General features: G+C 65.4%; 9 protein-coding genes. 2 read left to right on the forward strand and 7 right to left on the reverse strand.

What is annotated here, in order from left to right:
- On the reverse strand, nucleotides 1-1,662 hold a 1,662-nt coding region (locus GOACH_RS09130), incomplete at its 3' end, for a DUF222 domain-containing protein (protein WP_005173815.1).
- A 206-nt stretch (nucleotides 1,663-1,868) separates the two neighbouring features.
- Between GOACH_RS09130 and GOACH_RS09135 the strand changes: the two genes are divergently transcribed.
- Nucleotides 1,869-3,980: a HelD family protein gene (locus GOACH_RS09135; RefSeq protein WP_245551857.1), complete on the forward strand. Its 2,112-nt coding sequence runs from the start codon at nucleotides 1,869-1,871 to the stop codon at nucleotides 3,978-3,980.
- Between the two features lie 27 nt (nucleotides 3,981-4,007).
- Here the strand turns inward: GOACH_RS09135 and GOACH_RS09140 are convergent, their stop codons facing one another.
- The 6 genes from GOACH_RS09140 to GOACH_RS09165 form a co-directional block, all read right to left on the reverse strand.
- A complete protein-coding gene (locus tag GOACH_RS09140) occupies nucleotides 4,008-6,977 on the reverse strand; it encodes an AAA family ATPase (protein ID WP_005173821.1) in 2,970 nt (989 codons plus the stop codon).
- The gene (locus GOACH_RS09145) at nucleotides 6,974-8,227 is read right to left on the reverse strand and encodes an exonuclease SbcCD subunit D (RefSeq protein ID WP_005173828.1); all 1,254 of its coding nucleotides are present in this window, start codon (nucleotides 8,225-8,227) and stop codon (nucleotides 6,974-6,976) included. The genes GOACH_RS09140 and GOACH_RS09145 overlap by 4 nt, the downstream gene beginning before the upstream one ends.
- 68 nt (nucleotides 8,228-8,295) lie before the next feature.
- Nucleotides 8,296-9,831, reverse strand: coding sequence for an MFS transporter (locus GOACH_RS09150; RefSeq protein ID WP_005173829.1), 1,536 nt, complete (start codon nucleotides 9,829-9,831; stop codon nucleotides 8,296-8,298).
- Nucleotides 9,828-10,535 carry a PadR family transcriptional regulator gene (locus tag GOACH_RS09155; protein WP_005173830.1) on the reverse strand — a complete coding sequence of 236 codons (708 nt, stop codon included), beginning with the start codon at nucleotides 10,533-10,535 and terminating at the stop codon, nucleotides 9,828-9,830. Before GOACH_RS09155 ends, GOACH_RS09150 begins: the two co-directional genes overlap by 4 nt.
- A gap of 194 nt (nucleotides 10,536-10,729) precedes the next feature.
- The gene (locus tag GOACH_RS09160; RefSeq protein ID WP_005173833.1) at nucleotides 10,730-11,134 is read right to left on the reverse strand and encodes a YybH family protein; all 405 of its coding nucleotides are present in this window, start codon (nucleotides 11,132-11,134) and stop codon (nucleotides 10,730-10,732) included.
- A gap of 57 nt (nucleotides 11,135-11,191) precedes the next feature.
- Nucleotides 11,192-11,890, reverse strand: a complete 699-nt coding sequence (locus GOACH_RS09165; RefSeq protein ID WP_005173836.1) for a hemerythrin domain-containing protein — start codon at nucleotides 11,888-11,890, stop codon at nucleotides 11,192-11,194.
- Nucleotides 11,891-11,978: 88 nt separating this feature from the next.
- Between GOACH_RS09165 and GOACH_RS09170 the strand changes: the two genes are divergently transcribed.
- The gene (locus tag GOACH_RS09170) at nucleotides 11,979-13,025 is read left to right on the forward strand and encodes a helix-turn-helix transcriptional regulator (RefSeq protein WP_005173838.1); all 1,047 of its coding nucleotides are present in this window, start codon (nucleotides 11,979-11,981) and stop codon (nucleotides 13,023-13,025) included.
- Nucleotides 13,026-13,042: the final 17 nt, after the last annotated feature.

A 13,042-nucleotide genomic window follows, 5' to 3' on the forward strand; every position in this document is an offset into this window, starting at 1 on the left:
GACCAGTCGTCCGGTGGCCGGGTCGCGGTACTGGTCATCGACCCAGTTGCCGAACGTTTTCTGGATGTGCCCGTACCGGCATTTCGTGTTCAAATTCTCGTAACTGGTGGGCCCACCAGCATCCGGATTGTGGTGGTCGTATTCGGCGACGTGATCGTTGTCGGCGGTCCATGCCGAGCGACTGCAGCCGGGATCGACGCAGTAGCCGTCACGGCACCGCACCGCTTCATCCAACGCTGTCGACGGCCGGTACGGGTCGACGCCGTGTGCGGGCAGGGTGAAGGTGCCGTCAGCGTTCTCAGGCGTGTTGATCGGCACGACCCGGCGGATCACCGCGTCGGGGCGGGCGGCGATATCTCGCACGTGCTCGGCGGAGATGATGCCGTAGCCGTCCATGAACCCGACCGGCACAGCCTCGGGCGACACGTCCGGGCGCGGACGGTCGACCCGCACCGTCCAGGTGCCCGGCCCGTCGCCGCTCTCGGTCTCGTCACCATCGACACCCTTGACCGTCTCTGCTTCGCCTGCCGAAGACTCCGCGCGACGAGCCCCGGACTCCGCGGTGCTGTCGGCGGGTTCGGCTGTGCTGGAGAGTACTTCGGGTGCGCCGAGTGCGGCCTCGTTGCACACGACGTGGATGACGAACCGCGGATCAGCCGGCGGCACGGTGCCCGGTTCGGGAATCGCCGCGGTGCACTCGGCACTGCCGCAGGCGCATTCGAACCGGGACCCCGAGAGCAGCGCGAACATCGCATCCGAGGCGCGTTGCTGACGACTCCGACCATCACCATCACACACCGCGTCGGCCAGGCGTCGTACCGCAGCGACCGCTACCTGCACGTTCTCCGCCGACATCACCGCGGTGATCTCCCCAACCCCGTCACCACAGTTGTCGGTGAACACACCTCGTTTGTCCAACGCACGCTCGCGGCGTTCACGCACCGCATCCGGATCCTGGCGGAACACGATCCGATCAACCATGTCCCGCAGGCGCGGTCGTTTCCACGACCCGCGCCGCGTGCGCAGCGTGGTCGCGATCTGCTCATCCACAGCCGCCACCACCTCTGGCGGGGTGCCCGGCCCACGCACCAGGTCGGTGCGTGAGATCACCAGCCGCGCTTGCTCGATCGACACGATCCCCTCACGCAGACAGCCAAACACCTGCGGCAGATCATCACGCAACACGATCGCCTCGTCGATCATGCGTTCAGCCTGCCGACGCGACACCGCGAAGATCCCCGAAATGCGTGCCGCGGCATCGGCGAAACCATCCACGATCAGGCCATCACACTCGGCACGCCCGACGACCAGCCGGTCATAGAGCACCCCGATCGACTGATACCGCGCCCACACCACAAACGCCTCACCACAACGTAACCGGGTCAGACCCTCCAACACCGCGACCGTGTCCGAACCATCCGGAGCCGCCGGATCGACACCACCGAGCAGACCAAGCGGCACACCCGCCCAGTCACGATCCGAAGTTTCGGAACTCGTCGAATCAGACTGTGAGCCAACAGACTCCGAATGTGCACACGACCCAACAAACGAATCTCCGACGTCCGGGTTGCCTCCGTCGGGTTCTTCGGCACCCGCGCTACTTCGGTCGGGCTCCTCGTCGCCAGAGTCACCCGCACTGAAACCCTCTGCCGCGACCGACATCGCACCCCCTCCGAACCATCGGATCGAACGTTTGTACCCATACTACGGACGGGTACCGACAGAGACGGTCATCTGCGAGAGTTCGGAACGTATTTGTGGATAAACCTCTGTGAGGCCAAAGTTTTCGTCGAAAGTCAACGTTGCACTATCGCAATTCTGCCTCCACAGTGGACGCCACATCACCGACCAAGAGAGCAGCCCCACTGGTGGATATAGATCAGCCGAGAGCACAGCAGATCGCGCACGAGCAACTCGCGATTGATGCGATGTACGACCGGCTCGATGCCGAACGTAGCGAGACCCTCGCCACCCGAGCACGCACGCTGGCATCTGGAGTAGACGAGCCGGAGATGCGAGTAGCCCGAGACGCCGAGCTCTCTCGCTTGGACGCGAGGCTTCAACGACGTCGACTCGCAGAAAGATCATTGTGTTTCGGACGTATCGACATGTCGGGTGACGCGGCGCCACTGCACATCGGGAGGGTCGGCCTCCAGTCGGCGGGGGGCACTACGCTGCTCGTCGACTGGCGCGCCGAGGCCGCTCGACCCTTCTACGAGGCGACGACGAAATCGCCACTGGGAGTGCGACGCCGACGTCATCTGCGCCTCAACAGCCGGTCGGTCGTCGACGTCACCGATGAGATACTGGATGGCTCCTCGCAAACCGAGAACGACATCGTCGGCGACGCACCTCTCACCGCAGCTCTGACCGGTGCGCGATCTGGTCGCATGCACGACGCGGCAGCAACGTTGCAGACTGAACAGGACGAGATCGTGAGATCGCAACACCGCGGAATCATCGTCGTGGACGGGGGCCCCGGAACCGGGAAGACGATCGTCGCGCTTCACCGAGCAGCGTATGTGCTGTACGCATTTCCAGCGATCGCCGATCGCGGTGTGCTGATCTTCGGTCCCAACGCGCGATTCCTGTCGTACATCTCGGACGTGTTGCCCTCTCTGGGAGAAAACGACGTCGCCATGGCCACTGCAGCCGATCTCATCGCCGTCCAACCCGGACGCCTCGAATCCGACGGAGTCGCACGCGCCAAGGGTCGCGGATCGTGCGCCGCAGAACTCGCCCGCTTCGTGCAGGCGCGGCAGCCGCGCGGGCGATCATTGCGAGTGCACACCGAGCACGGCACCGTCGTCGTCGAACCAGACCGCGTCGACGACGCTCGCCGTCGTGCACTCCAGGGAGGTGCCGGCCACAACCCCGCGAGAGAATCTTTCATCGAGTACCTTGTCGACGACGTGGTGACCGAGCTCGAACGCCAAACCGTGCAGGAGATCTCCGACTTCGAAGCCGAGATCAAGGAGGCCTTCGGTATCGATCTCGATCGCATGTTCGCCAGCGACTCACCGGATGCCGCGGACTCGTCAGGATTCGACGAGATCGACTGGGACCGAATCCGTGACGAACTCCTCGACGACGCCGGCATCCGCGCATGCGTCGATCGCGTCTGGCCCCTTCTTCACCCGGACACGGTCCTTCAATCGATACTCCGAGACGGTGCAGTCCTGCGCCACCTCCTTCCCGAACTGTCAGACGACGCCATCCACGCGGTCACATCGGCGGCCGAATCGGGTTGGACTGTAGCCGATCTCGCGCTCCTCGATGAGCTCCACATGCTGCTCGACGGTCCGCCGGAGACCGTCTACGGGCATATCGTTGTGGACGAGGCACAGCAACTCTCCGAGATGCAGTGGCGCATGCTCATGCGCCGCTGCCCCAACCGCTCGATGACCATAGTCGGGGACCTGGCCCAGGCGGGACCGTCGACCACGATCACAACCTGGGCAGACGCTCTGCACCCGTTCGTCTCCGACCGATTCGCCCACTACACCCTGACCATCAACTACCGCACCACCGCAGAGATCCTCGACGCCACAGCCCCACTGCTGAGACGAATTGCACCCGGCCAACGACTTTCGCGATCGCTCCGACATGGCGACCAGCCGATAATCGTCACAGCTTCCGATCACACCGTCGATGCCACCATCGGCACGCTCATCGCTGAGCTACGACGCGACCATCCCGGCGAGCTCATCGGCATTATTGCCTCGTCACGGCGGGCCGCAGGGCTGGGCGCTGACGGCCGTGAAACCCACCCGCGAGACACAAATGCCCAACAGCCGAGCCGCCTCGGGAGCGACGTGATGGTCGTTCCCGCAGCAGAAGCCCGGGGATTGGAGTTCGATACCGTTCTCGTCGTCGCACCCGACGAGATCGAATCCGCCAGCGCGGCCGGGCTGAGAGACCTCTACGTGGCACAGACGCGAGCCACCAAGCGACTGTTCACGGTCGCCCGTACCCAGTGACAACCGCAGAACTGTTCGCGCAACTGGTCAGCCCGACGCGGTGAGCGTGCGTACCCTCACCGACGAGCCCGCCTCACCACGCAGTACCTCCAGTTGTGACGGTATGCGCGCGCGCAACTCATCGACATGGCTGACCACGCCGACAACCCTGCCCCCGGAACGTAATTCGTCGAGTACCCCCATGACCAGATCGAGCGACTCTGGGTCGAGGGTGCCGAATCCCTCATCGATGAACATCGTGTCGAGCACCCGTCCGCCCGATTCCGCGGACACCACGTCGGCCAGGCCCAGAGCCAGCGCGAGGGACGCGAAGAAGGTCTCGCCACCCGACAGGGTGGTCGCTGCGCGTGTGGCTCCTGTGTACTCATCGCGCACCTCAATGCCGAGTCCACCGCGTCGACCACGCGGACCGACCGCATCGGTGTGCGCGAATTCGTATCTCCCCGCTGACATCTGACGGAGGCGCGCCGACGCGGCCACCAAGACCTCTTCCAGACGCGCGGCAAGAACATAGGAACGCAGCGTCATTCGCCGCGCGTTCTGCCCCCGACCGCTAACCAACTCGGCCAGTTCGCGAAGCTCCTGCTGTTTCGCTCTCACGGGCTCGATGGCAGTCAACGCTTCCCAATACTGGGCGACGTGATCGGCCAATCCACTCACACGACGCCCCGCCACCGCCTCGGCACCCGCCGCGGTGTCGTGACGCTCGCGGGCGGAGGCGACTGCCGTCGCGAGCGCCTCGAGGTCGACGGTTTCGGCGCCGAGGGCTGCCCGCACATCCTCGTCATCCAGCGTTCCCTGGGCCTCGCTGCGCAACCCGTGCGCTCGCCGCAGCGAAGACTCCCAGATCTCCATCTGTTCAGGGGTCGCCATCGCGGCGCGCACAGCGTCCTCGTCGGCGAACCCGGCATCGGCGCACGCCTCCTCCATGCGTAGTGCTGCGCGTTCGACACGTTCGCGGCACCGGGCGACCTCGGCACGAGCCTCGCGCACGGAGGCTGCGGAACGACACAGTTCGGCGAGTTCGTCGCGGCGCGCGGCGACGCTGACCCGGCCTCCCGTGGCCTGTGCGACCTCGTCGTCGAGCGAGGCCAGCTCGCCACGGAGCGCTTCACGACGGGTTGACGCCGACGCACGTACCGACTGCAGGTCGCTTCGTTCCGAAGTCAGCTGCTGAGCCCGGACCTCGAGATCGTCAACTGCGCGCTGCAGGTCGGATATCGAGGCAGCAGCACGTTGCGCTGCCGTCAGTCGCTCGAGGGCGTCCTCCCGCTCGGCAGCGACAACGTCACGGTTCGCATCGCCGATGATCTTCTGCAGATTGGCTTCTCGTTCCCGATAGGTCTCCAGGGACGACCGGGCCGCTGCCACGTCGTCTGCTGCGCGTCGCTCGATCTCCGAAGCGGCGCGCTCGTCGACATCGCTGACACGGTTGGCGGGATCAGCCGTGCTCGGCGCCGGATGTGTCGACGACCCGCACACGACGCATGGTTCTCCGTCGACGAGCTGAGACGCCAGTTCAGCAGCCATTCCGGTGAGTCGACGTTCGCGTAGATCGAGAAACTGCGTGCGCGCGTCGTTGTGCGCCTCCCGGGCGTCATGAACTCGGCGTTCAGCGCGGACGATCAGCCGCGCGACTTCGTCTCTCTGGTCGAGTGCAGCACCGACGATCTCGATCTGCTCGACCTTGCCACGCAGCATCTCCAGTTGCGCACCGCGATCCCGGGCTGCGCTCAGCGCATCGGCTGCGCGCACCCTGCGCTCGGGCATCTCTGCCAGCGCAACGTCAACCTCATCCACACGTTTCGTTGCGGCGGCGATCTCCCGTTCGACACCAGCTATGTCGGCGACGAGCGTCGGTCGCTCGTCGACTCTGCGAGCCAGTGGCTGCAGGCGTGCGGACTCCGCTGCCCAGGTATCGGCCACCTGCACGAGATCGCTGTCGGTACAGCCTTGCAACGCAGCGGCTTCGGGCAGGCCGAACAACTCCGATTCCGATGCAGCACAGCAGGTCATCGACTGGTCGAGGGCGTCGACCGCGTCACGGTGGTCGGTCACCACCGGCACCACGGGAGCAGCGCGTCGCGCTGCCGCGAGATCATCCGCGGCGCGTTGCAGCTCAGCACTCGCCTCGTCGAGCTGAGCGATCTTTGCCTGTGCTGCCAGCCCCCGCTGGCGCTCACGCATCAGACGTGTTCCGCTCTCGTGTGCGGCCTGCGCTTCTTCCAGTTCTACGCGCGCCGCTGCACGGCAAGCAGTCTCTCGTTCGTGGGACCCGCGTGCAGCGTCGAGACATCCCTGCGCCCAGTCCATGTCGGGCTCAACCGGTGTTTCCGTATCGGCCAGTGCTGCGATCTGGGCCGCGATCCGGCCGAGCGCGGCCTCCTTCTCGTCGAGCGCCGCGCTCCCGGCACGTGCATGCTCGCGGAACCACTCCTCGACGTCACCGAAGCGTTCGGTGTCGAACAGGCGCTGCAACAGGGCTTCCCGGTCCTCGTTCGCAGCCCGGAGGAACCGGGAGAAGTCGCCCTGGGGTAACAGCACCACCTGGAAGAACTGCTCGGCACTCATCCCGAGCAGGCTGCTGATCGTCTCACCGATCTCGGGCAAGCGCGTGAGGGGCACCCCTGATCCGTCGACCCAGTCAAGAGTCGCCTTCGCCTGCACCTTGGTGGTGCCCGACCCCCGCTTCTTCGGGCGGTGATACTCCGGCGAGCGCACGATGCGCAGTCTGCGTCCGTTGATCGTCGCTTCGAGCTCGACCTCGGGAACCTGTTGCGCCGATGCGTGATCGGAGTGCAGCCGCTTGGCGTCGTGACGCGCACCCGGCACTCGGCCGAACAGAGCGAATGCGATGGCGTCGAGGATGGTGGTCTTGCCCGCGCCGGTCGGCCCATGCAGGAGGAACAAGCCATCCTCGGCGAGCGCGTCGAAATCGACACTGACGTCGTCGGCGAACGGTCCGAATGCGCACATGCGCAGATGGTGAAGCCTCATGCCGATTCCGCGATCCCGTCGATGTCGAAGAGCGGCAACGACTCTCCGGACATGTCCGCATGCCGCTGCGACCCGTCGATCCGCTCGGGGTCTCCAGTACGTTCAACTCCGGCGGTGTGCTCCGGCTCCCCGACGACGGCCCGCAGCGCGACATCGACGAGAGCGGACTCCGCAGCCGTGGGCTCGTCACGGACATCGGTGATGAACGAGCGGAGGATCTGCGCATCGGATCGGCCGTGCACCCGCGAGCGGTAATCGAGTTCTGCTACAGCGTCAGGCCGCTGCCACTGGACGTGCACGGCATGTGGGAAGCGGTCGCGCAGGCGGCGCATCGCGTCCACCGGGCGCGTCGCGTCGGTCAGCGTCGCCTCCACGTAGTGTTCCTCGGCGTCCGCGTGAACTGCGGACGTCAGCAGTTCGTCGAGCGTTCCCGTAAGCGAACTGAGGCCTCGCACCTCCACGAGGTCGTGGCGTCGTACCTCGTCGACGCCGTCGGCACCGAGATCGACGAGCCACACCGCTTTGCGGTGCGTGCGCTCCCCGAACGAATAAGGCAGGAACGACCCGCTGTAGCGCAGCGTCGGGGTGATCTCCTGGGGCGAGTGCAGGTGACCGAGAGCAACGTAGTCGATGCCCGAAAATGTGTCCGCAGCGACGGTTTCGACGCCTCCGACACTGATGGATCGTTCGGTTCCGGTTGCCTCTCCGCCGACGACGAAGGCGTGCGCGGCGACCACCGACCGCGCCTCACGCGAAGCGAGGTCGGCACGGACACGCCCCATCGCCGCGGTCAGGACGTCCTGGTGTCGTCGGGCCTCCGAGACACCGAGAGCGACACGACTGACCTCCGGCTCCAGGTACGGAATGCCGTAGAACGCCACGTCTCCGTGCTCATCGGAGAGGATCACCGGCTCGTCGATCCCGTCGATCGACGTCCGCAGGTGAAGCCCGCCCGCAGCGGCGAACGCCGATCCGACACCGAGCCGGGTCGGGGAATCGTGATTGCCCGACGTCACGACGATGGCCGCGCCTGCCGCCGCGATCGCCGCGAGCCCCTCGTCGTACACACGCACGGCGTCGGCAGACGGTACCGATCTGTCGTACACGTCGCCGGCAACCACCACGACGTCGACGGACTCGGTCGCCACGATTGATGCCAACTGCCCCAACGTCTGCCGCTGGTCGTCGAGCAGATCGATGCCGTGGAACGTGCGACCGAGATGCCAATCGGAGGTGTGCAGGATGCGCATGATCAACACCGTACGATCTGCCACCGACAGATCCGGGGAGGCGCGTCAGGCGCGCAACCGCGCCGCCCTCAGGCGGCGCCCGCCTCCTCCACAGCGCCCTCGGCACCGGCCGTCGCCTTTGCCTCGTCGGCAGGCGGATACGAACGCTGCCCGGCCGGACGGGTGAGGAACAGCGTCGCCACCACGCCGATCAGCAATGCCGCTGCAGGCAGGTACAGCGTCTGTCCCATGGCATGTGCGAACGGTTCACGCACAGCGTGGCCGAAGACCTCGATCGGCAACTGCTTGGCGCTGTCATTGTTCGCCGCCGTGTCCATGCCGGGCAGTTCGGCGGCGAGCCTGGTCTGCATCAACGCACCGACCGCAGCCGCACCGATCACCGACCCGATCATCCTGGTGGTGTTGTAGACGCCGGCACCCGCGCCCGCCTGGTACCAGGGAAGATCGCGCGTCGCGGTCGCGGCGAGCGGTGCCCAGATGCCCGCCGACGCGATACCCATCAGGCACAACGGCAGGATCAGCTGCCACACCGGCGTGGCCGAGCGGGCGATGCTACCCATCCAGAACAGCGAGATCGAGGCGAGGAACAGACCTGTCGAGATGATCAGGCTCGGATGCACCTTGTCGAGGATTCTGCCGACGATCGGCGCGAGGACACCGGTGAAGATCGCCATAGGCACCATCACCAGCGCGGACTGCGTGGGGGTCATACCACCGACGAGCTGCAGGAAGAACATCGCCGGAATCATCTGCCCCGAGATCGCGAAGCCCATCGAGGCGATACCGATGTTCGACAATGAGAAATTGCGCTGGCGGAACAGAGACAGCGGAACCAACGGCTCGGTTTTGACGCGTGACTCCCAGTAGATGAACAGAGCGAACACCACGATTCCCACGATGATCAGCGTCCAGATCCACGGAGCCCAGTCGTACTTCTCGCCGTCCTGAATCCCGAACACCAAGGCGGACAGGCCGACTGCCGACAGCACCACACCGACCCAGTCGAAACTGTGGTCATGCTTGTCGACCTCGGGCACCAGCACCGCGGCCAGGATCAAGCCGACGATACCGACGGGCAGATTGACGAAGAAGATCCATTCCCAGCCGAGGTTGTCGGTCAGCACGCCGCCCAGCAACGGACCGACGAGTGTGGCGACGCCGGCGACCGTTCCCCAGACACCCATTGCGGCACCGCGCTTCTCGGGCGGAAAGATGCGCTGGATCATGGCCATCGTCTGCGGTGTGATCAGGGCGGCGCCGATTCCCTGCAGTGCCCGGGCGGCGATCAGTTCGCCGATCGAACCGGAGAACCCGCACCAGACGCTCGCTGCGGTGAAGACCACGAGTCCGACCTGATAGACGGTCTTGGGCCCGTACTTGTCGCCGAGCCTGCCCGTGATCAGTAGTGGTACCGCATAGGTCAACAGGTAGGCGCTGGTCACCCACACGATGCCGTTGACATCGGTGTCGAGCGATGCGCGGATCTGCGGCTGCGCGACGGCGACGATCGTCATGTCGACGAGGATCATGAAGAAGCCGACGCAGAGCGCCATGAGCGAGAGCCACGGTCTGTTGGTCACCGACTTGAACGTTGGAGCTGTCATGGGTTCGGAACTTTCTGTGTGGACGAGTTGTCGGTGGACGATTCAGTGGCCGTTGATGATTCGGTGGCCGTTGATGATTCACCATCTGCAGGCACAGTGAATTGCTGCGCGGCCCACAGACATCCGGTGTCGTCGAGCCATTCGATCCGATTGCCGCGAAGTCGCCGAATGAGGTCGTCGACCCAGCCAACCTGTGCGCGCAGCGTGGCGGCCCGACATCCGAGGTCGAGATAGAACATCTCCGGCTTGCCGAGGGAGAGCATGGCGGAGTGCGCGACGTCGAGGTCGCCGAGTTCCCTCCGCATCTGGCTGAGTCGCTCCTCGAGGAGTTCGACGACACGATCACGCGGGAGACCATGCGCTTCGGACAGCGCCAGATAAAGCTCGGGATATTCGACGGGATGGCGCGCCAGGATCAGTTCCAGGCTCTCGACGAGCGCCGCGCGCCCACGATCGGTGATCGCATAAATGGTCCGTTCCGGCCGATTGCCCTCTCTCTCGACGCCGTGTACCTCGATGAGTCCTCCCTGGGCGAGACGGTCCACCGAGTGGTACATGGTCCCGGCCCGGAACTTGCAGAGACGGTCCTCGCCCCTTTCGACGGTGGTCTGGAACATCTCATAGGGATGCATCGGCTTTTCCATCAGCAACCCCAGAACCAACACGGCCAGCGGCCCCAGTGGAGCCGAACACTTATCGGTCACAGTCGTGTAGCTCCTCTCCCCAGTTGGTGCATGGCGGGTAGTGCCGGGCCAGTTATTCCAGGTGGAATATATCCAGGTGAATAACGGGAGGCAACACCGATGAGGCACCGCATCTGCATCGCCCGCAACGGGCGTCCACGACAACCGGCGCCGTGGCACGTGGCCACGACGCCGATGTTGCTGATGAGACGTGATCAGCAGGCTCCACCGAAGGGATGGTCGATCACGTATTTCCAGGTACCGTCGGGCTGACGCCGCGCGAGCTCGTCGGTCACGCCGGCCAGCGCAACCGGGGCGCCGTCCTCCCCGACACCACCGTCCATGGTGAACGCAATACTGCTCAGCACCAGGTCTTCGTGCTCGAGCCAGTGCCGGGGAGTGAATCGGAGTGTGCCACCGAGCCCGAGGAACCAGCTCAGCGATGCGCGGATGGCATCGTGCCCCCGGACCGGCTCCGCATCCGGCCCGGGCACGATCACCGCATCGGGTTCGTACATGGTCATCAGCAGGTCGAGGTCGCCCGCGTTGAAGGCATCTCGCCAGCGTTCATTGAGGTCGAACGGACGAGCTGCGACTGCGGTGGGATCGGAAATGGTCATGGAACTCTCTTTTCTGTGTTTCTTGAACGTCGGACAGGGTGGTGAACAGATCGGTGATCAGGGGCGTCGCGTGCCGTACAGGCGTGCGGCACGGCGCGCGTAGACGCGCGGGGCGAGTCGGGGAACGATCATGCGCAGAGGGGTCGGCGTGGTGTGCAGCATCTGGGCGAGCACCTCGGGATCGCCCTCGTAGCAGAACATTCCGAAGACGAGGAGCAGTGCGCTCTTGGGGACGCCTGCCGCACCCGCCTCGCCAATGGCGCCCCATTCTCGGGGAGACAGGTGGACTGCTGCCAACGGCAGCAGGTATCGCTCCTCGGCCTCGAGATGTTCGCGAAGCAATTGATCGAGGACTTCGAGCGCTACGATCAAGCGTTCGGTCTCGGTGTCGTGCTGATTCGCCACCCACTCGGCCTTCGCCACTCCGACGCGGTCGAGTGCCGTCTCAATGCCGGCGTGCTGAGCTTCAGCGGCTGCCACGAATGCACTCTCCGACGGCGCCAGGCGTGGGGCGAGCACCGGCCACAGCAGCGCATCCTCACCGGCGTGGTGGTGATGGAGCAGTGAACAGATCAACTCGAGATGCTCGACGGCTCCGCGCACGGCGCGCCGCGAACCGTGTTGTGCGCGGCGAATTGCGTTGGGAGCCAATCGGAATTCCCGGAGTAACGCGGTGTGGACCACGATCATGTCGCGAATGTCGGCGCCCGCGGCGTCGGTGATGTCGGCCAGTGGCGGACCAGGTGTTGTGTTCATGCCGAGAACTCTCGTCCATGATCGATGCGCGGCCCATCCCAGAAATCTGGGGTATTTGCGCACGCCGCGCCGAACTAGCATGGAAAGCATGAACACTGCCCGGTGGCGAAGTCTCGACGACCGGCTCGCCGACGGGCTGCGCCCAGATCTGGACCGCTCCGCGCTCGCCGCCGTCGTCTACTCCGCACTCGGCGATTACGTGCCGTACGACTTCGCTTGTCTGGCAACGTCAGACCCCGCATCGGGTGTCATCACCTGGACGTCGAAAACCCGCGATCTGGGCGTCGGCGACGAAGAGTTCGCTGCCGGCGAATACGGCCCGCCCGACGTCAACAAATTCGAGGACCTCGCCCGCCGACGACCACCCGTGGGAGCGCTGCACATCGACACCAACGGCGACCTCGACCGATGCCGTCGACACCGGGAGTTCATGCGGCCGCGCTTCGGCTTCGGCGACGAGCTGCGTGTGGTCTTCACCAGCCGTGGAGCCAGTTGGGGCGCGATGGGAATCTATCGACGCCTCGGTGATGCGCCCTTTTCGGCCGGCGACGTCGAGGCGGTCGCCGACATGATCGACACCGTCGCGCACGCGATCGCGCGAAGCCTTTTCAGGTTGCCGACCGGGCGCGGCGCCGACTCGGTGTCCGGTGACGGGCCCGCGGTCCTGATCGTTGACGCATCGGACGCACTCACCCACGTGACGGCTGCGGCGCGGTCGGCCATCGAGGATCTCGGCGGCTGGGATCACGGCCAGTTACCCGCAAACCTGCTGGCCGTGGTGGCCCGAACGCGGACCTCCGGCGAACACCTCACCACCCGCGCCCTGACGAACTCGGGACGGTGGATGAGCTTGCGGGCCGCACCCTTGGACAACACTGGCGGCGGCATCGACGTGGTGGTCAGTCTCGAGGAGACAGCGCGCGCGTCCCTGAGCAGGCTCGCCCTCGCAGCACACGGACTGACCGCTCGTGAGGAAGAGGTCGCCCTGCTGGTCCTGCAGGGGGTGAACACGGAAGGTATTGCTGCGTCCCTGCACCTGTCGCCGCACACCGTCCAAGACCACCTGAAAGCTGTGTTCGCCAAGGTCGGCGTCCGCAGCAGACGTGCGCTGACGGCGCGGTTCCTGTCGAGCTGACCAGGCACAACCCCAAT

The sequence above is a fragment of the Gordonia aichiensis NBRC 108223 genome (assembly GCF_000332975.1).
GTDB classification, from domain to species: Bacteria; Actinomycetota; Actinomycetes; order Mycobacteriales; family Mycobacteriaceae; genus Gordonia; species Gordonia aichiensis.

Coding starts and splice junctions, on each gene's coding strand:
- GOACH_RS09170 (WP_005173838.1), top strand. CDS start 11,979: ATGAACACTGCCCGGTGGCGAAGTCTCGACGACCGGCTCGCCGACGGG.
- GOACH_RS09165 (WP_005173836.1), bottom strand. CDS start 11,890: ATGAACACAACACCTGGTCCGCCACTGGCCGACATCACCGACGCCGCG.
- GOACH_RS09160 (WP_005173833.1), bottom strand. CDS start 11,134: ATGACCATTTCCGATCCCACCGCAGTCGCAGCTCGTCCGTTCGACCTC.
- GOACH_RS09140 (WP_005173821.1), bottom strand. CDS start 6,977: ATGAGGCTTCACCATCTGCGCATGTGCGCATTCGGACCGTTCGCCGAC.
- GOACH_RS09145 (WP_005173828.1), bottom strand. CDS start 8,227: ATGCGCATCCTGCACACCTCCGATTGGCATCTCGGTCGCACGTTCCAC.
- GOACH_RS09150 (WP_005173829.1), bottom strand. CDS start 9,831: ATGACAGCTCCAACGTTCAAGTCGGTGACCAACAGACCGTGGCTCTCG.